An 18,829-nucleotide genomic window follows, 5' to 3' on the forward strand; every position below is an offset into this window, starting at 1 on the left:
GAAGGCTCGCGTGGCCGGACGTCCCAGCGCCGTCGGCAGCGGTGTCGATGAGTCGGGCATGCACCCCATCATTCGGAACGAAGCGGACTCTCGGCAAGAGGGGCGCCAACCTGCAGCGGAGCCTTCGGGATCCCCTCGGGGCGCAGCCGCGCGACCATCTCCCCACGGCTGCGCACCCCGACTTTGGCGAACATCGACTTCAGGTGGTCCTGGACGGTGTTCGTGGTGATGAAGAGGTGCTCGGCGATCTCAGCGGTGGAGTGCCCCCCGATGACCTCATGGCAGATCTCGCGCTCCCGGGCTGTCAGGCCGTACGCCGTCAGCAGCAACCCCAGCAGCTGGTCGCCGGTCGCCGGCTCGATCGTGATGGCGGTCTGCTCCTCATCCGAGCCGATCAGGAGGCTCGCCTCGAGCACCGCCCACCGGCCGTCAGGGCCACGCAGCCGGGCGCGGAAGCCGCCGGACTGGGAGGACCGGGCGCCGAGGGCCATCACCCGCATCATCGTCAGGAAGCGGCCGGACGCGATCTCGTCGAGCCCGTCCCTCCAGTCCCGGGCCGCTGGCGTCGCGGCTCGGAGCCCGCCGTCCGGGCCGACAACGACGATCGCTCCCCCACCGCCCGCCACCGGCGTGCGCGCCTCGGATCGCACGGCGACCCGGGTCGCGCCGGCGATCACAGGGGCGACCGACCTCATGAGCTCGACCTCCCGGTCGCTGAAGTCTGGCCCCGACCGGACCATGCCAGCCCCGCCCCAGCAGGCGCCGTCGGCCATGAACATCACCCGCAGCTCCCGCTCGACGCCGAGCGGCCGCCACACCGTGCGCAGGCGCGCGCTGCGCTCACGCTCGACCCCCGGCAGGTCGGACAAGCGCGCCACAGGCGAACCCTGGCGGGCCAGTTCGGCGAACGCGTGCGGCTCATCCGGCGCGTACTCGGCCTGGGCGAGCAGCGGCTCGTACTCGGGCGGGATCGCTGTCTCCCCGCTTGTCATCGCGCTGATGACGAGCGTCTCTGGATCGATCGTGGCCCAGCAGGCCAGGTCCGTGCCCACGTCGTCGGCGATCACCCGGATCGCCGCGGCATGCAGATCGCTGACGCCGAGGCCTGCGGCGGCCAACGCCGCGATGTCCCGACGGGCCCGGTGGGCACGCTCGTGCCACATACCTCAAGTCTGGCACTGGTCCCAGCGCCTCACATCGCCGCGATGATCACGACGAGGGGCGGCAGGCTGGACCCGATGGTGCCGATGACGCTGCCACCCCGCGGCCGCCAATACCCGAGCAGGTCGGCGACCGCCATGGCCAGGCTCGCCAGCAGCATGTACCAGGCGAGGGTGAGCACCACGACGCGGCCCGTCGCCACGTCTCCGACGTGGAGCATCACCAGCCCCACGATCGTCCCCACTCCGACCAGGACGTTGCGGACGCCGACGACGAACGCCCACATCCGCACGTCCCTGACGTCGTCGACCTCGACGTGCAGCAACTTGTGGGCACGCGGCCGATTGAAGAAGACCATCTCGAGCTGCGCGGCTCCGATGTAAGCCACCGCTCCGAAGAGTGCTGCGACCTGCGCGATGCCGTTCACGATGCCATCCCCTTCCAGGCGCCTTCGGTGGCGCGGCGCCCTCGCGTGCGGGATCACTCGACGCTAGGCCGCGGCCCCGCGAGGGTCGATCCCAGAAATCTGGGAAAGCTGCGTCACGGTCGGCTGCCGATCACGCGCAGGGGTCCTCGCCGGCCGTGCGGAGTAGCGTCGGAGGGCATGGAGGCTCGCGAGAGCGACGCGGAAGCACCGAGTGATGACGGCCCCGTCGACCGTCCGCTCCCGCATCTCGACGGCGTCCGGCACCTGATGGTCGAGCTGCCCGACGGCCTCCGGATGCACGTCGCCGAGGCCGGAGCTGGCGAGCCGCTGGTCCTGCTGCACGGCTTCCCGCAGCACTGGTGGGGATGGCGCAAAGTCATTCCTGCCCTGGCCGCCCACCACCGCGTGACCGCCCCGGACCTGCGCGGCGCCGGGTGGACCGAGGCGACTACGGGCGGCTACACCGAGGAGCAGCTCGTCGCCGACATCGTGGCCCTCCTAGACGCGCTCGGGCTGGACCGGGTGTCCCTCGCCGGGCTCGACATCGGCGGCACGCTCGGCTTCCGGGTGTGCCTGGCCCACCCCGAGCGCGTGCGAAGGTTCGTGAGCCTCGCCGCCCCGCACCCGTACCCCGTGCTCTCGATGGGGGTCATGCTCCGGACGTGGCAGCTGTGGCCCGGCTTCGCGACCGCGCTCCCGGCGCTGGGGCCGAGGCTGCTGAGCCGCGGCCGCCTCCCCCGCCGGATGATGCTCGGCAGCTCGGTCGCCCCGGACACCTGGTCAGCAGAGGACCTCGACCTGTTCCTCGGCAGGCTCCGAGACCCCGCCCGCGCCCGCGCCGCCGCTGCGACCTACCGTGCGCTCGCCCTCGGATCGGCCCGACGAGCCGCCGCCGGCGCCTACCGCACCACCCGGCTCGTCACCCCCACGTTGATGCTCTACGGCACGGTCCTCTACGACGGAGACCGCGACGCGGCCGGCCACCCTGGGCTCCTGCATGGTTACGAGGAGCACGCCGACGATGTGACCCTCGCGCACGTCCCTCGCGCGGGCTACTACCTGGCAGAGGAGCAGCCTGAGACGGTGGCCCGACATCTGCTGACATTCCTGGCCGGCCCATAAGGGCGGCCCGTCGGAACGCGGCGGGGCGCTGAGTCCGCAGTGTCGGGGTGGCGTCGGGCCGGGTCCAAGATGGACGTCGTGACTGAACACCTGCCATCTGATTCCCCAGCGACGCCCGACGTGCCCACGAGTGCGGGCGGCGCTGTCACCACCGAGGAGCGGGAGCGTCCGGACTGGGACCCCCGAGGCCCGAGTGTCAGCAGTGACCCGCGTGCCGCGTACGACGACATGCGAGCGCGGTGCCCCGTCGCCCACGGAACCGACGGCACGTGGACCCTGTTCACCCACGCCGACGTCACTGCCGCCGCCCTCGACCACGAGACGTTCTCCAACGCCGTCTCACGCCACCTGCAGGTGCCCAACGGTCTCGACGGCCACGAGCACACCGCGCTGCGCGCAGTCGTCGACACGTACTTCACACCCGACCGCATGCGGGCCGTGGAGCCGGCGCTGCGCCAGGTGGCCGCGGACCTCGTCGCCGAGCTGGACGTCCCGGGAGGTCTCGACGCCGTCGAGGTCGGCTCGCGGTTCGCGGTGCGCGCACAGAGCGTCTGGCTGGGCTGGCCGGCCGACCTCGAGCACGAGCTGCTGCAGTGGATGGCGGACAACCACGCCGCCACGCGCTCCCGCGACCGTGCGCGCACAGCCGAGGTCGCCCAGCGGTTCGACGCCATCATCCGCTCGCTCACGGACGCCCGCCGTCGTGCCGGAGCCGACGCCCCCGCCGACGTGACGACCGACCTCGTGCGGGAACACGTGGACGGCCGGGCGCTGACCGACGAGGAGATCGTCTCGATCCTGCGCAACTGGACGGGTGGGGACCTGGGGTCCATGGCGCTGTGCGCCGGCGTGGTGCTCACCTACCTCGCCGACCACCCCGACCTGCAGGCCCGGCTGCGATCCGGCGTCTCCGACCACGAGCTCGACGGCGTCCTCGACGAGATCCTGCGGATCGACAACCCCTTCGTCAGCAACCGCCGCGTCGCCACCGCGCCCGTCACCGTCGGCGGCCGACACATCGCCGCAGGCGACACGGTTCTCCTCAACTGGACGTCCGCCAACCGCGACCCCGAGACGTTCGGCGACCCCGACGCCTTCGATCCCGACGCGAACGCGCCGCACAACCTGGTCTACGGGATCGGCAAACACGTGTGCCCCGGGCGGCCGCTCGCCACCCTCGAGCTGCGGGTGCTGACCAGGGCGATCCTGAACGCGACGGCAGCCATCGAGCCCGACCCCGAGCGGCCGCGCGAGCGCGAGGAGCCTCCCCTCGGCGGCTTCGCGGTGGCCCCGCTGCGACTGCGCTGATCGCCGGTCGCAGTCGCCGCTGACGGGGAGTGGTCCCGGCCCGTCGGCGCCGCGCTCAGCGCGCGGTGCCGACGGCGGTCGGCGGACTACGCCTTTGCGGCCGCGCTCCACGCCTCTTGGACGGAGGCAAGCGCCTCAGCGGCGGTGACTCGCAACCTTGTCTGGTGCCCGAGCGCGCGACGCCACGCGGTCTCTTCAGGGGCCGACGTGAACACCCAGCTCGCGGGCGGCCGACCCTGCGGACCGCAGCGAGTGAACACGTCGAGCGCGTCGGCGTCGATCAGCCCTCGCTCGCTCATCGCCCATAGGTCGTACAGGTCTCGGGGCGCACGCCGGTCCATCCACGCGCTGAGCTTTGCGGCGGCGAATCCCGCGCCTGTCAGGGTCTGGAGCCGCGCGGGTGGGGCGTCGCTGTAGCGCTGGTCGATGTCCCGCACTTCGGTCGGCCAGAGGTAGCCCTCGCCGCTGAGGAGCTGAACCTGGATGCTCGCGGTCCCCTCGACACCAACAGTCGCCGGTTGGCTACCCGACGTGCCACTCAACAGGGGGCGCCAGGCGGGACGGCCGTGGCTGCGGGCTAGGCCCCGCCGGACGGCTGCCTCGATCCGTGCGGCGACGTCGGAGCGCGGAGCCAAAGCGATGAGGTCGATGTCCTCACTAAGCCGGGCATCGGTCAGGTAGGTGCGCGACAGCGCTGTGCCACCGAAGAAGACGAGGTCGTTGGTGGGGACTCTCGCGGCGATCGCGCCGAGCAGATGAGAGATCAAGTGGTCCCGGCGCACCTGTTCCATGTCGACGCCGAATCGCTCGGCGATAGCCGTCCACTCGTCGTACCGGGAGGCGGTCATCGGTTCGCCGCGACTCGCGCGTAGGTGGCGCGCATCCGTTGACGGCTGGCGATCTCGTCAAGGACTCCGGGGTCGCACGACGGCCACAGCGCGTCGATGGCCTGCTGGGCGTCGAGGTCCGCCGCACGGGGATCCGCGCGCGCGAGGTCGAGCAGTGTCTGCTCGGGCGTGGTCACCAGCGCCTGGCCGAGTTCCGTGGCGATCGCGACGGCGTCGAGCTCTCCGACCTTGCGCATGACGAAGCGAACTTCGCCCTCGCGATCGGCCAGTCGAAGCGGTCGGCGCTGGGTGGGGACGGCGGCATAACCGACGCCGATCGCACGGGGCAGGGCCTGATGCACTCGCGCAGCGCTGAGTCCGGTGAGGACCGGGACTCCATCGCCGTAGAGGACGGTGGCGACGGCAGCGGTTGCCGCTTCGAGCGCCGGCCGCCAGTTGCCGCCCGCGTGCTCCGGCGGCACGGCACAGTAGATGCCGTGAGCCAGGCGGTGCACCACCCCACGACGGTTAAGGATCGCGAGCTCAGGCCCGGGATGCGCGTAGAGGCCGGCAAGGCTCGCGGCGCGAACCGTCCGCATGGGCGCGCGCGCGAGCAGTCGACGCACCTCCCGTTCGGTGTTCACCATGCAGAGTTTAGTCAGAGGGACTAAGAACTGCATAGTCATACGCCCGATGCCCCTGCCCCGGCTCGACCGACGGGATCATGATGCTGTGACTCTCTCGCCGACGGTGTCGTCGAGCGAGAGACACAAGAAAGGACCGCAACCCACGAGGGGCAACGGTCCTTCTTGTGCACGACCGCCCTGCGGCGGTCGCCATGGTGGGGTGTTCGTGGATTGCGCTTCCGCAGGTCAGCGGGCGCAATCTGCGAATGACTCCGGGCGTTCGCACCCTCGAGGCTGCGAATCAGCACCCACCCATTTCGGGCGGCGAGCTTTCGGTGGCCCGATCGGTCTGGAGCGCAACTGTCCGGAGCCTGTGGCACGGTGCCGGTAGGCCATGCAGGAGCGACTTGAAGCCCTGGTCGTCGATCACATGGACGTGCTGACCGCGTTCCCGCATGACCCTGTCGACGAAGACGAACTTCCGGCTTGAGCCGCGGCGAGGGTCGGTCAGTCGTCGACCGACATCGAGCCGGGTCAGTACGCCTAGAGTCGGCCACCGAACGTCGGCTGCCAACCCGCCGAGCCCTTGGTCAGGTAGCCCGACGCCCGAAGCGCCTCGACGATCTGGTGCTCGTCGTCCTTTGTGCAGTTGCCGAGGCGTATGCCCGGCTGCGCTCGGCCGTCGTGGACCGTCGTGAGCACGTACACGGTGAGCTGCGCCGCCTCATGGAGGTGCGGCGGCAGCGACTTCCATGTCGGCCAAGCCCTGGCATCGCACCACTGTCGGGCGTCAGGTAGCGCTCGATGAACTGCGATCAGGTCGGGCACCGAGATCCCGGACGCGTCGACTGGTCCGGAGTGGCCGGGACCGGTGGTGATGAGAGAAGCGCGGATGGCCTCTGTCTCGCGCTGAGCGTGAGCCTCGGCCCACACCTCAGCGAAGGTGCTGGCGCCTACGCGGCGCGCGTTGTCGACGTTGCGCATCGTAGGGTTCCCGTCCTGCAGGTACTTGAGCCCGGCCGGGCCCGGTCCCGCGACGCGCAGGCCAACAGCTCGAAGGGCGTCGTCGCCGCGTGCCCTCGGCGCCTGTCCGGGACCTGCGAGCACGAGCACCGCCTCACCCGGGCGAGGTCCCGGCGCTCCCCAGAACCACACCCAGCCCGCCGCCCGAAGCTGGACGAGGTAGGCCATGACAAGCCGCTCAGCGTCCGGCCGACGTGCGGCGGCTTGAAGTGGCACGAGGTCCGTCAGCCCGCGGGGGTCTACCGCAAAGCCATGGTTGGCCGCGAGCGCCTCGAGGACCGCCCAGCGCCACTCGTCGGGCGCTGCCGTGGTGATGGCGGTCTCTGCCTCCGCGGCCGGAGCGTCAACCACCTCGGGCAGGACGCCAACGGCGTGCTCGATGTACTCGCGCTCGGGTCGCCACCGGTCCTTGCGCTGCTGCAGCTCGTCGCTCAAGCGGTCGACTCGTTGCAGCCGCGCCTCGTTGGCCCGCGCGCTGGCCGCCGCGCTCGCCGCGCGCTGCCGTTCGAGTTGCTCTTGACGAAGGCGCTCGCGGCGTTCGGCCTCCTCATGGGCGGCAAGCCGTCGTTGATGCTCCGCCTTGGCACGTTCCATTTGCTCAGCTTCCCGTCGCAGGCGGTCGAGCCACTGCAGGTGCCCGGACCTGGCACGTTGGATCTGTTCGCGTAGACCGGGGATGTCGATCACCCCCTTTGTGGCGGGCATGTCCATCAGGGGACGGCGTTCGTGGGCGCGGGCGAGCGGTGACCACAGGTCGGGCGGCTCCACGCCTGCCGCCATCAGGAGTTCATCGACATCTGGCCCGGTTCCGAGTGCGACGGTCTCGGCGAACGGGTCGATCAGCAGCATCGGGTGGACAGCAGCGAGGACGGCCCGGAACACCGGGTGCAGTTGGAACTGGCCGCCAGTCCCGTCACGTGAGGCGGCGTCGCGGTCGTAGTGCTTGCCGCCGAACAACCACACATTCTTGATGCCCAGCGTCGCGTAGCGGTCTCTCCGGCTCTGCCACTGGTCTGCGGTGAGAGAGGCGAACTGGACCTCGTAAGCCACCTGGGTGCCGTCTTCGAAGACGAGGAGAACGTCCGGGCGCTGGCCGGTCTCGACTTCCTGAGTGTCAGGGAAGACCTGCGCGTCCGGGTAGAGCTGCCGCAGCCATCGCGCGATCAGGTGCTTGGCGGTGTGGTGAGCGATGCTCTCCGGTGCGTGGTGCCCGGCTCCACTGCGGTGCTTGAAGTGGTGCCGGCGCTCGGTGCCGCCGTAGACGATGAACCGGTTGTCCTGGCAGTCAGCCAGCGGGCACACGAAGTGCCCGGCTCGGGCGTCGCCACGCAGGCGGTCGGCTTGGCCGGGGGCGAGAAAGACCAAGGGCGCCTCGCTCGACAGCCGTGTGTCACGAGCGAAGACCTGAGCGGCGGACTGCGCAGGATGGCGACGGCCAGCCCGCTCTCCTCCTGAGCTCGGCGGCGTCTCCATGATCAACTCACTGGTCACGGGCCACTTCTACACCCGAGGCCCGACACGCGGTCAGCCCAGCGGTTCGCGGGCGGCATCAAGCACCGATCAGCTACCTGACCACCACGACCGGATGCCCACCGCCCGCCCGTTGTTGGCGTGCTTGCACCGCGCACAAATCCATCGTCCAGTCACCCCCGCAGCTCGTCTGGGCTCCGCCAAGATGGGCCTTTGTGGCCTCTCGTAATGCTCCTCTCAACGCTCTGCAGCTCAACGTCCTGCACTGGGTGAGGGACGGCTGCCCCGACGGTGCCTTCGAGGGCTGGTCACATAGGGTGACCGCCCGTGCCCTGCACAGCCGCGGCCTCCTCGTAGTCAAAGGGCACGGACCCGAGTGGACTGCCCGCCTGACCGAGATCGGTGTCCACTACCTCGAGCACGGCGCGTACCCCCACACGAAGCCAGCCCCGAGCACGCCGTCCGCTTCCGCGGGCGTGTCGCCCCCGAGGCGTCGCGCCGAGCCGCGACGGCCAACCCCACAACCGAGTCCACCACCATCTCGCGCGGCCACATCGCGCGAGACGGGACCAGTCGCACAGCTGATAGCCACGCTGACCGCCGGGAATCCTCCCGTGCTCGTGGACTTCCAAGAGCTGCCCCGATACCGGAAACTGATTGCCCACGCTCACAGGCACGACAAGATCCCCGAAGGCATGCGCGTCGCGTTCGAGTACAACGCCTCGCAAGCCAAGTTGCTGGTGAGCCTCGTTCGAGAACGCGCGGTCGTGCCGGTAGCACGGCTTGTGAATCCGACCGACGTCGTGAAGGTGCTGGCGGAGAGCGAGACGTTCCCGATCGCTGGGGAGCCCCGCCAACGTGCGCTTCGCATCTTCGAGGCGCTCGTACGTGCCGCTCGCGCCCGCGGGATGACGGTCAGTATCGCGGCAGCGCAACCGGTGCCCGTCGCTCAACATGGAACTGAAGGCGGTCAGACCGACGAGCTCAGGATCGAGGCCGCGGGCGATGCGTTCACGCTGCGGCTGATCCAGGGCACCGTACGAGTCCCCCATCAGCCCACCGAGCGGGAGATCTCCCGTGCGCGCTGCGGGTACCTGTTCCCCGACTTCGACGAGATGCCCGACGAGAAGCTGGAAATGCAGCTCGACGGAGGCACCGGCAAGGTCCTGGTGAACAGGTGGAAGGAGACCGAGACCCATCAGCTCGAGGACGACCTCGACCAGGTGCTCGAGGAGATCGCGCTGCGCCAAGGCGCGCTCGCGCAGCGGCGCCTCGAGGACGCTCGCCGACGGGAGGAAGCAGCCGCGCGCGAAGCCGAACGAAAGATCAGGGTGGCGCAGGAGAAGGAACGCGCCCGAGACGCGTACACCCGCAAGTACCTGCAGGATGCGATGCAGGACCAGGCGACCCGCTGGGCAGACGCGCAAGCGCTGCGGGCATACGCCGCGGCTGTCAGAACCGCCGCGGCCGACGCGCAGGACGATGCCGCCGACGGCGCCACATGGGCGCAGCAGATCGAGGAACGGGCCTCAGCGCTCGACCCTCTGCCGGACAGCGTGCGCACGCCAGCGATTCCCTCGCCGTCGGACGCCGACCTGGCGCCGTTCTTGCCCGGGTGGGCGCGGTACGGCCACTGATCAGCCGTCCCGGCAGGTCACCACCACCGCTGCTGTCGCGTCCTGATGTAGTGGACGGGGATCTCGGAGGGCTTGAGTGGGCGATCGACGGTCGGGCGCCAGTTGTACGCCGTGATCCGGTCCTCGGAGTAGGTGAGGGCGATGTGCTCGGCCGCCAGCGAGTGCCCCTGGCGCTTGAGCTCATCCAGGAGCCGTTCTATCAGCTCACCCAGCCTGTTGACCTCAGCCTCAGCCGCCCCCAAGCGCTCTTGCATCGAGACGGCTCTCTGACCGCACCACGCCCGAAGCAGCTCGTGCCGCGGCCGTACGCGCTCCAGGTACCACTCGTACTCCCACTCCGGCGAACTTGTGTAGGACTCACCGCGAGTGGTCGAGATCGTCCGACCGTGCTTGGCGGACTGCTGGTACTCCTTCTCCGCCTTGACGATCCACTCCAGGACGGGCATCGGATTGACGTGGCAAGCCAGTTCAGCGATCACCAGCGCGCCCTCGGGAGACACGACCTGGTCACCATCAAGGGTGAAGGAGTGCACCTGCGACGCGAGTTCCACGAAGGGGATGCCGGTGAGGGTCTCGAGCTTCACCGTGTCGGCGACGAAGACTGCCTGGCGTACCGGGCGCCACGACAGAGTCGCGACGTCGGCAGGGATGAGCAACTCGAACACCTGAAAGATGCCGTCGGACTCGTGTTCGGTCAGATCCGCCTCGGCAGCCCTTTCCCAGTTGCCCCACACCTCGTCGTACGCCGCGACACCTGACCACGGACCGCGAATGCGGGCAGCCGGAACGTTCTCCTGCTTGCCCTGCGTGGGGCCATCGAGGAACTCGATGTCGTAGCGCTGGCTCTTCTTCCCGGCCTGAACTGCCACGACTCGCACGCGCTCGGAGGGCGCGTAGTCACGCAGCCGGTAGATCACCTCGTCCCCGACCTGCACCTGGCGCTCCTCAGCGATCGAACCTCGGTGTCTCGCGCCGCAACTCTCCCACTACCGGCCGCTACGCGGACCTTGCGAGCTCGGCGCGAATCTTGGCAAGGACGGTGTTCACCGCGACCTGAGCCTCGATCGCGTTCTTCTTCCACTCCGGGAAGTCGTCGTCGGTCAGCAGCCCCTGGAGCTTCGCCTCATCACCCACACGTTTGGTCCATTGCGTCGGGAGCAGGTCGGGCCCGAGTAGTCCGATCAAGGTGAGAGCCTCAGCACCCATCCGCTTCGTCTCGGCGGGATCGCTCGACCCGCCACGATTCAGGTTCTCGAGGAGTCGAGAGAGGACGTCGAGGTCGAACATCAGCTTGGCGTGAGCCAGCGACGCTCTGCGATCCTCCGCAGCGATCGATCGAGCGTTCCTTCGGTCCAGAGCCCCGATCATCAGCGCCACGACCGCGGCGACAACCGCAGCCAGCGCGACGATGCTCTGGACCCAGAGGTTGGCGACATTGACGGCGTCCTGATCCATGCCGCACATCGTGCTACCCGGCTCTGACACCTCTCGCTGCGCCCGACCAGCCGCCAACTCGGCGAGCGCATACGGGCCCGTCGAGGGCATTCGGCTGGAGCTCACCGACGGCGGCGCCAATCTCGCCGAGTTCACGCTGACCGACGCCAACGAGACCCACGTCGCGAGACCGCGAGGACCTCGAAATGGCCCAGCCCTCGGCGCCCGGCATCGACGTCCTCGCGTCCGCCGCGCTGCACGTCCTCGACGAGTCCCTCACCCGGTGTGATCTGCCGACCCGGGCTTGCTGGGTGCTCTTCTACAGCGAGGCGCCCGCCTAGGAGCATCTGACCGGCACGCGCGGGGAGCTGTCGGTCTGGACCGTTCTGCCCGACGCGGACAGCCCCGCATGACAGCACGACGGCCTGGCTGTTCGCCGCCGGGCACCGGTAGAGCCGTCTGGGTGAGCGTCGACTCGACCACACCATCGAGATACTCGGGGTCGCTACGCTCCCGCTCGGCTACCCGAGACCGGGGCCAGCGACGGGGGGGGACGATGAAGGTCGCACGCAGCGCCGTCGTGGGCATCTGCCTGGTGATCCTGGCCGGGTGCACCGGGTACGACCCGCTCTACGGCGACACCCAGGACGACTCGTACTGGAACGAGCCTCAGGAGATCGACGAGCCCGAGCCACCGATCGAGCCGGCGCCTGACCCTGCTCCGGTGTGGGTATGCGTCTACTCCCCCACCTACGACGACGACTGGCACAACGACGTCGAGTGCAGCGACGGGATCAACGTCGACCGCCCCTACCTGCGTGAGTGGGACTCGTTCGTCACGGAGAACGAGATCATGGACTCGGCCCAGGAGCACGAGGACGCCCTCAACTCCGGCGCCGTGCCGTAGGCGCCGGCCGGGGCGTCGCAGCGGGCTGACGAGTCAGCTGCGGCCCCCCAGCACCTCTTCGGCGTCCACCCGTTCGATCGCCACGCCCGTCCGCGGGATCCACCACCGGTAGTCATCATCGGAGCCGATGCCGCCGGGGTCGGTCAGGTACTCGTGGCGGTCGCCGACCCGCACGACGCCGAAGTCGCCGCGCTGCGACGCGATCCGCACCAGCGGCACCCAATCGCCGTCGAACGGAAACGCCTGGCTGCCGGGCCCGCGGTCACGTAGCAGCAGCAGGCGGTCGAGATCGAGGTAGCACACCGTGCTGCTCGTACTCCGAACCGCCCAAAAACCGCCATCGTCGATGCTGAGCTCGGTCTTCTCCAGTTCTGCTGCCATGCGGTCACCGTGCGCACACACGCTCCAGTGGCAGTGACATTGGTCGCTACGGTGCCGTGGTCCGGACAAGGCGAAGGCGAGGGCGAGGGTCGTCCTCACCGAGCATCCTGGCCAAGTGATGCGGCGTCCAGCACAGCTCTGACGCAAGATCCACGCGCGTCAGCCCGTGCCGTTCGGCGAGCGCCAGGGCATCGCGCAGCAGCGACGGCACCTCACCTGGAAAGCTGGTCAGTGGTTCGTCTCGACGCAGGTCGGACATGGTGTTGAGGCGCTGGTACGCGCGCCGGACCGAGACGTCAGAGACGATGCGGCACTCGCCCATGCGTCGCACCAACGACTCGGTCGACACACCCCAGGTGGAACTGAGCTGCGTTAGCACGTTCAGGCGCATCGTCCTGGGCAGGAAGGGCTCGATCTCGGTTCGAGGTGTCAAGAACTCCGCGGCGAACTCGTCGGCCTCCCGTTCCTGAAGCCGATCGCCGGGTCTCGGGTTGGGGTGGAGCAGGAGGTGCCCGAGCTCGTGCGCGCAGGTGAAACGGAACCTAAACACGGAAGCCGCGCGCTCGGGTGTGATGATCACCATCGGGCGATCGCCGGCCCAGGTCGAGTACGCGCTCACGCGCGTGACCGCTTCGTCAGTCATCGGGATCAGACCGACGACGATACCGTGGTCTTCCATGGTCGATGCCAGGTGCGCCACCGGGCCGGCGCCGATGCCCCAGGCCGATCGCAACGCACGGGCAGCGACGCCGGGCACTGTGCCCTCACTCATCTCGGGCAAGTCAACGGGTGGTAGCTGCACACGCGCTTCGAGAGCATGCGTCAGCTCCCACAGTTGCTCGGCATGGGTCGCGGCCTTCGCACGGTCCTTGGCCCGGGTAGAGCGAAGACTCCGGAAGTGGGCGTCGGCGGCGTCCACCCTGCCCAGAGGGCGCCCCGCCGTAAAGAACTCGACGGGCACCGCGAGAGTGCGCGCCAACGCGGGCAAGAGCTCCGGGCGGGGCGTGATCGCACCGGTCTCGTACTGCCCCACGGCAGCCGGTGAGACATGGACCTTCTCGGCAAGCTCGGCCTTCGTCATCTCCGCGAGCACGCGCGCCTGCGTCAGGCGCGCGGGCTCGAACACTCGCGCGACGTCGTGAGCGGTTCGGCCCGGCGTGGATGAGTGCAGTTCGAACTCGCCCTGCCGCTCGTCACGCATCGTCGTCTGTAGTCCCCGAGAGCTCGTCATTCTCGCCCTGCAGACGCAGCCGCCTGCTCGGCGGCTCGCCGGAGTCGAATCGCCGCTCGGGTTCGGCAACCGGCGACGGCTTGCGGACCTCGTAGAGCAGGCTCTCCGGGTTGACGAAATCGATCCGCCCGTCATCGGCGAGAACCACCTCGCCCCAGATGACGTCGTGCAGGCCGGTGACCGAACAAGCGATGGCGACGACCACGACGCGGTAGGCGGCACCGTCGCCTCCGACGGTTTCCACTCGCGCGGACTCGAGCAGCTCGACGAGCGCCGCATCCCAGTCGTGGCCAAGCAGGCCGAGGTCCAGCTCTCCCTGCAGCGGGCTGGGCTTCATGCGGAACATGGCCGCGCGGGCTTCCGACGTCACGAAGCGGGACTCAGAGGGGGTGCCACGTCGCCCGTCGCCGTACCGCCATGGGAACAGCACGACACCGTTGACGGCGGGAACCTTGTACGGCGCGCGCCCGCCAGGATTCTCCAACGACGACCCCGGAAGGGTGGCGAACTCCTCGAAGCCCTCGAGGATGCCCCGCCAGAACTGGCCGAAGACGCCCTTGCTGCGCTGCCCAGATGCCTCCTGAGCGTCCGCGGTCGCGATCTGCACCTCTCGGACCAACTCCGGCACGCGAGCCCTGAGGCTCGACCCGACCTCGCCGAAGGTCTCAACCGCCCACTGCTCTCCGCGCACCATGAGGCCTCCTGACCCATCGACACACACTCGCCCTCCGAGACTGGTGACACTAGCAGTTCAACTTCAGTTTCGCACGAATTCTGGACCCCATTGCTTCATCGCCATCCCACTTCGACACTCCAACGACCACCGCACCTCGGGCCGAAGCTACCCACGAGCAACCCATGGCGCGGCAGTTGAGTGACAACCGAGCCGGACCTCCTCTGACCAGCGCGCGCCCCTGCCAAGATCCATCCCGCGGATCTCCGCGCCCACAGAACCCAGCCCCACGATCACGAGCTCACCAGCCGGGCCCACAACTCGCGCGAACCACCTGGCGACCAGATCGCCGATACGAGAACGCAAACCTGCAGACATTGCACCCTTCCAACCACAGGAGGCCTGGCCGCCATGATCGACCGGGGAATACTATTGAACGCGTTTCAACCGGCTGCAGAGGTTGACGATCCTGAGCGCTTTGCTGGTCGCGGTCAACAGGTCCGGCAGCTCGCCGACTCACTACACTCAAACGGGTCGGTGCCACTGATCTTTGGCGACCGCGGCCTGGGGAAATCTAGCCTTGCGCTGCAAGTTCGCAGAATTGCCATGGGCGACGTCGAACTTCTCGCCCACCTCAAGGCTGAGCGACTGGCACTGCCGGAGGCGAGTGCGTATCTCACATTTGCGGTGACATGCACAGACTCCACCCAGACGTTTGCGGACCTCCTGCAGGCTCTCGTGAACGCTGCAGAGAGCATCGACAACGTCCCTGACTCAAAGACGGTCGGCACATCCCAACTTGTGGACCGGACTACAAGGAAAAAACTAACGCTGAAAGTCTTCGAGTTCGAGAGCTCGAAGAAGTACCAAGTCGAAAGCGCGCGACTCTCCTATCAGGACCTAAACCTCGAGGAGAAGCTCGTACAACTGTGCGAACTTCTCACGGCGACGTATGGCCAGCCCGTCCTATTTGTAATCGACGAGATAGACCGAATGGGCGACACCACCGGGCTGGCGAGCTTCCTAAAGGCGTTTTCGAGTCAGTACCTGAAGTTTCTGCTGGTGGGAATCGCCGGCAGTGTCGCTGACCTGCTCGGTGACCACCAATCATTGGAGCGTCGACTCATCCCCGTACGGGTGCCGCTTATGACTCAGGTGGAACTCGGACAGATCGTCACAAAAGCACAGTCCTACCTTGGTGCGAATCAGATCGACATTACATTTTCCGAACGCGCGATCATCGCCCTCGCACGCATTGCGGCTGGGTTTCCCTGGTTCGTGCACGTACTTGGACAGCAAGCTCTCGTCGACGCCGACGCGCGCGGCGACACCATGATCCACACACAGGACATCTCACGAGCCGCAAGTTCGATCGTCAGCAACACGTTCGCGCAGCAGTTCTCGGACATCTATCAGATGGCTGTCCGAGACTCATCCCGCCGGGAGACCGTCCTCCGGGCATTTGCTCGATGGACTGATGCGGACATCCCAACGGGCGAGGTGTACCGCGTTCTCGAACGTCTCGGGGTCGACGGCGGCTCGACCTATCGATCGCACCTTTGTCGCCCTGAACACGGCTCTGTCCTGTTCGTTCCGACCTTTCAGCGCCGAGGGCTCGTCCGGTTCAGAAACGAGATGTTCAAGGCGTATGTCCGGATGAGGCCGTCGATCTACGAGGGAGTCGCCGAGCAAGTAGATCTCGCCTGGGATCAGCGTTAAAGCCTTAGTTCATGCGAGGTGCCACCACCTCCAGGAAGGAAGTGGTGGCACTGGTGCTCACGCGGCGCGCGCGAGCTGGTTGTCTGGCCGCGAGGCCAGGCAGATCCCGCATTGCGGGTTGTACTCACCGGGCTCATGGACGGCCTCGGGGACGTTGCTGACCCAGTCCGCGAACAGGGCAGCGTGCACGTCGGGGTAGAACACAGCGATCTCGTCCTCGACGTGTGCCATCTGGATGAAGGCGTCCGCGGCGTCGGGCAGGCCGTGGCAGTACCGCTCCGTGGAGACGGCGGCGAACACCTCGCGCATCTGTAGCAGCCGGTCCAGGTGTCGGCGGCGTCGACGCCCGGTCAGGGGCACGGCGTACTCCTCGTCCCGGACGGGCTCGATGGTGTCGGGGTGCGGTGTGGCGGTCATGGTGACCTCCTGGGTTGGGCACGCTCGCCGGCAGGGTGTCGGTCCGTCGTGCGGAGCGCGGATGCGCTCGCAGGCACTCCGTTGGCGCTGCGTACGGGGGCGCAAGGACGCGCGGGCGTGACCCGTTGCGTGTGGGCGTCGGGTCGGGTCGGGTCGTTGCGGTATCACCTCCTTTCTCATGACGACCCGGCCCCGCCGCCCCGCTGATGACGGGCGCGCTCGAGCCCTGCAAGACCTCGGCCCAGGTCGGTATCAACTCCTCTCTTCCGGACCGGGCAGGCAGGACTGCCGCTTGCCGCAGCCGTCCTGGCTGCTGGCGTTCTCTGTCTGCGTCTCTGTGGAGTTCTCAAGGTGCGGTGCGGTGATCGCGTCAGGCATCGTCGGGCGGCTTCGGCGGGGCGCAATGACCGCACACCACGAGCTCCGCCCGGTCGCGCGGCGGCCGGACCGGCTCTGGCTCGCGTGGGTGGGAAGCGCTCGGCACGCGGCTGGATGTGAGTCGGTTGACGCTGGTGGCTCGGACCGGACGATCCCCGCCATGACTGCTGCGAACACGTTGATGGAACCGACCGAGCTGCGCGACACCCTCAAGCAGTACGTCCCCGCTGGCGTCGAGGCACGGGTGTGGTCGCCCCTGCAGGGGCCCGCGATCGACCTCGTTCTCGCCGCCGGTCCCCCGCGCTGGGAGCGGGCAGGCAAGGACCTGCAGCTGATCGCGGACCTGGCCTCGTACCTGAGCCGCACGGGCGCGCAGATCACTCTCGACGCGGCACTCGCCGACACGGCGCTGACTGGGCTGGATGGTCAGCAGGCGGTCGCCGGACGTGCGCCCGGGACCCGCACAAACAAGCGCGCCCGGTTCCATCGGCTGCAGGCCGCCTACCGCGGTGTGCCGTGGCGTAAGCCGCGACGCGACGACGGGCAGCGCATCGAGTCCCTGCCGCAGCCCGGCGACGTCGCGCAGATCGTGTCCCTGCTCCCGGCCGACCGTGCCGGCGGGCGCTTGGGCGCCGGCGCCGTGCAGTCCGCCCTCGACGCCGCCCGACGCGCGCGCGTCAAGGCGCCCGATGCCGAGACCGTGGCCGATGGGAGCCAGACACCACACGCCGACCATGAGCTCGACCCGAAGGTGTGGGCGGCGGCGCGCTCCTACGCCCGGGCGAACAACGTGGCGCTGACCAAGCGCCTTCTCGACGCCCGTGCCGTCTTCGAGGTCTTCGAGCGCCCTGAGCCGGTGGCGGTTCTCGCGAGCCGGTTCCACCTGACCCGCCGTGATCTCGAACTCGGGCTGACCCAGCTCGCCATGCTCCCCGTCGAGCCCGCGCCCGAGCACGCCGCGCTGCTGCGCGGGTAAGGCGTGCGGCCATTGCGCCGCCCTCCCCGGCGAGCACGTTCCGTCTCGTTCACTGACCCGACAGGACGGAAGGCCGCTGCCATGTCCCCCACCCCCCAGCGCGCCCGGCGCGTATCGAAAGCCCAGGCGCTGCGCCACCGCGAGGCACTGGCTGCCCAGGCGTCCGCACACCGGGACCTCTCCCCCCAGGCCGTCCGCATCATCGCGACCTTCGACATCACCCGGTACGGCACGACCACGCAGCCGGTGCGGCCGTTCCTGACCGACGCGATCACCCGCAGCCGGCTCACCGGGCTAGAGAGCATCCGCAAGCACTGCCGGCACCTGACGGCCCTGGCGGTGTTCTCCGACGCCCAGGGGCTGCCGCTGAGAGTCGAGGTGGTGCTCACCACGGACAACATCGACGACTACATCCGCCGCGGGATGCACGCCGAGTCCCGGGACAACCGCGCCGAGCGACGCCGCCGCCTGCTGTGGGTCGCGCAGTCCGCCAACCCCGGCCCCACAGTCCCGGCCCGGCTCGCCCCGGTCGGCTACCAGGCGGTCAAAGCGCCCTACACCCCCGACGAGCGCGCGACGATCCTGCGCGCTGCGCGCACCCAGCCGACCGAGCGCGGCGGACAGCAGCTTGCCGCCGTCGTGGCGCTCGGGTTCGGTGCCGGCGCTGACTCGATCGATCTGCGCGAGCTCTGGATCCACGACATCACCGACCACGGCCTCGACGGGCTGACCGTGGCCTTCCACGGATCCCGGCCCCGGATCGTGCCCGTGCGGCGGGTCGTTGAGGACCTGCTGCGACAGGCCATCGCAGGGCGGGCACCTGACGAGCTCGTGATCGGGCAGGAGGTCACCCGCCGGAACACCGCCGCTCGAGTCATCGCCCACGCCGCGCTCTACAAGGTTCCGCACATCGAACCGGCCCGGATGCGCGCGACCTGGCTCGCCGACCTAATGACCGACACCGTCCCGCTCGCCGTCATCCTGCAGGCCGCCGGCTTGAAGTCCGCGCGCACCCTCACCGATGTCCTGCCGCACACCAGCGCCTGGCTGCAGGCCAAGACCATCCCCGGCACGACACTCGTGCGCGGAGGTGCCAAGTGAACGCCGACCTA

At 68.9% G+C, this 18,829-nt stretch carries 19 protein-coding genes; 8 read left to right on the forward strand and 11 right to left on the reverse strand.

The genetic code is table 11. The annotated features are described in order from the left end of the window. Positions 1 to 68: 68 nt before the first annotated feature. Positions 69 to 1,163: a helix-turn-helix transcriptional regulator gene (locus QUV83_RS03200; RefSeq protein ID WP_289562575.1), complete on the reverse strand. Its 1,095-nt coding sequence runs from the start codon at positions 1,161 to 1,163 to the stop codon at positions 69 to 71. 29 nt (positions 1,164 to 1,192) lie between these two features. After that, positions 1,193 to 1,588: a DUF1304 family protein gene (locus QUV83_RS03205; protein WP_289562577.1), complete on the reverse strand. Its 396-nt coding sequence runs from the start codon at positions 1,586 to 1,588 to the stop codon at positions 1,193 to 1,195. Between the two features lie 177 nt (positions 1,589 to 1,765). Between QUV83_RS03205 and QUV83_RS03210 the strand changes: the two genes are divergently transcribed. Both QUV83_RS03210 and QUV83_RS03215 read left to right on the forward strand, forming a co-directional pair. Further along, positions 1,766 to 2,710, forward strand: a complete 945-nt coding sequence (locus QUV83_RS03210; protein ID WP_289562579.1) for an alpha/beta fold hydrolase — start codon at positions 1,766 to 1,768, stop codon at positions 2,708 to 2,710. Positions 2,711 to 2,788: 78 nt separating this feature from the next. After that, positions 2,789 to 4,018 (forward strand): cytochrome P450, encoded by a 1,230-nt coding sequence (locus QUV83_RS03215; protein WP_289562581.1) that lies wholly within the window; start codon positions 2,789 to 2,791, stop codon positions 4,016 to 4,018. Between the two features lie 86 nt (positions 4,019 to 4,104). On the opposite strand, the gene QUV83_RS03220 is transcribed toward QUV83_RS03215, so the two are convergent. The 3 genes from QUV83_RS03220 to QUV83_RS03230 form a co-directional block, all read right to left on the reverse strand. Continuing rightward, positions 4,105 to 4,809 carry a nucleotidyl transferase AbiEii/AbiGii toxin family protein gene (locus QUV83_RS03220; protein ID WP_289562582.1) on the reverse strand — a complete coding sequence of 235 codons (705 nt, stop codon included), beginning with the start codon at positions 4,807 to 4,809 and terminating at the stop codon, positions 4,105 to 4,107. 53 nt (positions 4,810 to 4,862) lie between these two features. Further along, the gene (locus QUV83_RS03225; RefSeq protein WP_289562585.1) at positions 4,863 to 5,489 is read right to left on the reverse strand and encodes a type IV toxin-antitoxin system AbiEi family antitoxin; all 627 of its coding nucleotides are present in this window, start codon (positions 5,487 to 5,489) and stop codon (positions 4,863 to 4,865) included. Between the two features lie 525 nt (positions 5,490 to 6,014). Beyond that, the gene (locus QUV83_RS03230) at positions 6,015 to 7,985 is read right to left on the reverse strand and encodes a competence protein CoiA family protein (RefSeq protein ID WP_289562587.1); all 1,971 of its coding nucleotides are present in this window, start codon (positions 7,983 to 7,985) and stop codon (positions 6,015 to 6,017) included. A gap of 593 nt (positions 7,986 to 8,578) precedes the next feature. Here QUV83_RS03230 and QUV83_RS03235 point away from each other — a divergent pair. Then, positions 8,579 to 9,601, forward strand: a complete 1,023-nt coding sequence (locus QUV83_RS03235; RefSeq protein ID WP_289562589.1) for a hypothetical protein — start codon at positions 8,579 to 8,581, stop codon at positions 9,599 to 9,601. Between the two features lie 17 nt (positions 9,602 to 9,618). Here the strand turns inward: QUV83_RS03235 and QUV83_RS03240 are convergent, their stop codons facing one another. Together QUV83_RS03240 and QUV83_RS03245 are read right to left on the reverse strand one after the other, a co-directional pair. Next, entirely contained in the window at positions 9,619 to 10,536 is a 918-nt protein-coding gene (locus tag QUV83_RS03240) for a hypothetical protein (protein ID WP_289562591.1), read from the reverse strand. Between the two features lie 61 nt (positions 10,537 to 10,597). After that, positions 10,598 to 11,056, reverse strand: a complete 459-nt coding sequence (locus QUV83_RS03245; RefSeq protein ID WP_289562592.1) for a hypothetical protein — start codon at positions 11,054 to 11,056, stop codon at positions 10,598 to 10,600. 185 nt (positions 11,057 to 11,241) lie between these two features. Here QUV83_RS03245 and QUV83_RS03250 point away from each other — a divergent pair, with 185 nt between their 5' ends. Together QUV83_RS03250 and QUV83_RS03255 are read left to right on the forward strand one after the other, a co-directional pair. Next, positions 11,242 to 11,376, forward strand: coding sequence for a hypothetical protein (locus QUV83_RS03250; RefSeq protein WP_289562594.1), 135 nt, complete (start codon positions 11,242 to 11,244; stop codon positions 11,374 to 11,376). 215 nt (positions 11,377 to 11,591) lie between these two features. After that, positions 11,592 to 11,942 carry a hypothetical protein gene (locus QUV83_RS03255; RefSeq protein ID WP_289562595.1) on the forward strand — a complete coding sequence of 117 codons (351 nt, stop codon included), beginning with the start codon at positions 11,592 to 11,594 and terminating at the stop codon, positions 11,940 to 11,942. 33 nt (positions 11,943 to 11,975) lie between these two features. Here the strand turns inward: QUV83_RS03255 and QUV83_RS03260 are convergent, their stop codons facing one another. Genes QUV83_RS03260 through QUV83_RS03270 form a run of 3 tightly spaced genes read right to left on the reverse strand, consistent with a single transcriptional unit; the run spans position 11,976 to position 14,161 of the window. After that, complete coding sequence (locus QUV83_RS03260; protein WP_289562597.1) at positions 11,976 to 12,323, reverse strand: hypothetical protein; 348 nt, start codon at positions 12,321 to 12,323, stop codon at positions 11,976 to 11,978. Positions 12,324 to 12,369: 46 nt separating this feature from the next. Next, positions 12,370 to 13,524, reverse strand: coding sequence for an ImmA/IrrE family metallo-endopeptidase (locus QUV83_RS03265; protein WP_289562599.1), 1,155 nt, complete (start codon positions 13,522 to 13,524; stop codon positions 12,370 to 12,372). Beyond that, the gene (locus tag QUV83_RS03270) at positions 13,517 to 14,161 is read right to left on the reverse strand and encodes a hypothetical protein (protein ID WP_289562601.1); all 645 of its coding nucleotides are present in this window, start codon (positions 14,159 to 14,161) and stop codon (positions 13,517 to 13,519) included. The genes QUV83_RS03265 and QUV83_RS03270 overlap by 8 nt, the downstream gene beginning before the upstream one ends. 477 nt (positions 14,162 to 14,638) lie before the next feature. On the opposite strand from QUV83_RS03270, the gene QUV83_RS03275 reads away from it, so the two are divergent. Beyond that, entirely contained in the window at positions 14,639 to 15,946 is a 1,308-nt protein-coding gene (locus QUV83_RS03275) for an AAA family ATPase (protein ID WP_289562603.1), read from the forward strand. 57 nt (positions 15,947 to 16,003) lie between these two features. Here QUV83_RS03275 and QUV83_RS03280 read toward each other — a convergent pair whose 3' ends face one another. Next, complete coding sequence (locus QUV83_RS03280; protein ID WP_289562605.1) at positions 16,004 to 16,363, reverse strand: hypothetical protein; 360 nt, start codon at positions 16,361 to 16,363, stop codon at positions 16,004 to 16,006. A 538-nt stretch (positions 16,364 to 16,901) separates the two neighbouring features. Between QUV83_RS03280 and QUV83_RS03285 the strand changes: the two genes are divergently transcribed. Continuing rightward, positions 16,902 to 17,717, forward strand: coding sequence for a hypothetical protein (locus QUV83_RS03285; protein ID WP_289562607.1), 816 nt, complete (start codon positions 16,902 to 16,904; stop codon positions 17,715 to 17,717). 81 nt (positions 17,718 to 17,798) lie between these two features. Further along, positions 17,799 to 18,818 (forward strand): hypothetical protein, encoded by a 1,020-nt coding sequence (locus QUV83_RS03290; RefSeq protein WP_289562609.1) that lies wholly within the window; start codon positions 17,799 to 17,801, stop codon positions 18,816 to 18,818. Positions 18,819 to 18,829: the final 11 nt, after the last annotated feature.

Origin of the sequence: Cellulomonas cellasea (assembly GCF_030372105.1) — a bacterium.
Classification (GTDB): Bacteria; Actinomycetota; Actinomycetes; order Actinomycetales; family Cellulomonadaceae; genus Cellulomonas_A; species Cellulomonas_A cellasea_A.

Bases quoted from the DNA above. Each gene is read 5' to 3' on its own strand.
- QUV83_RS03255 (WP_289562595.1), top strand. From the start codon at position 11,592: ATGAAGGTCGCACGCAGCGCCGTCGTGGGCATCTGCCTGGTGATCCTG.
- QUV83_RS03250 (WP_289562594.1), top strand. From the start codon at position 11,242: ATGGCCCAGCCCTCGGCGCCCGGCATCGACGTCCTCGCGTCCGCCGCG.
- QUV83_RS03210 (WP_289562579.1), top strand. From the start codon at position 1,766: ATGGAGGCTCGCGAGAGCGACGCGGAAGCACCGAGTGATGACGGCCCC.
- QUV83_RS03260 (WP_289562597.1), bottom strand. From the start codon at position 12,323: ATGGCAGCAGAACTGGAGAAGACCGAGCTCAGCATCGACGATGGCGGT.
- QUV83_RS03285 (WP_289562607.1), top strand. From the start codon at position 16,902: ATGACTGCTGCGAACACGTTGATGGAACCGACCGAGCTGCGCGACACC.
- QUV83_RS03200 (WP_289562575.1), bottom strand. From the start codon at position 1,163: ATGTGGCACGAGCGTGCCCACCGGGCCCGTCGGGACATCGCGGCGTTG.
- QUV83_RS03275 (WP_289562603.1), top strand. From the start codon at position 14,639: ATGATCGACCGGGGAATACTATTGAACGCGTTTCAACCGGCTGCAGAG.
- QUV83_RS03220 (WP_289562582.1), bottom strand. From the start codon at position 4,809: ATGGAACAGGTGCGCCGGGACCACTTGATCTCTCATCTGCTCGGCGCG.
- QUV83_RS03265 (WP_289562599.1), bottom strand. From the start codon at position 13,524: ATGCGTGACGAGCGGCAGGGCGAGTTCGAACTGCACTCATCCACGCCG.
- QUV83_RS03280 (WP_289562605.1), bottom strand. From the start codon at position 16,363: ATGACCGCCACACCGCACCCCGACACCATCGAGCCCGTCCGGGACGAG.
- QUV83_RS03245 (WP_289562592.1), bottom strand. From the start codon at position 11,056: ATGGATCAGGACGCCGTCAATGTCGCCAACCTCTGGGTCCAGAGCATC.
- QUV83_RS03290 (WP_289562609.1), top strand. From the start codon at position 17,799: ATGTCCCCCACCCCCCAGCGCGCCCGGCGCGTATCGAAAGCCCAGGCG.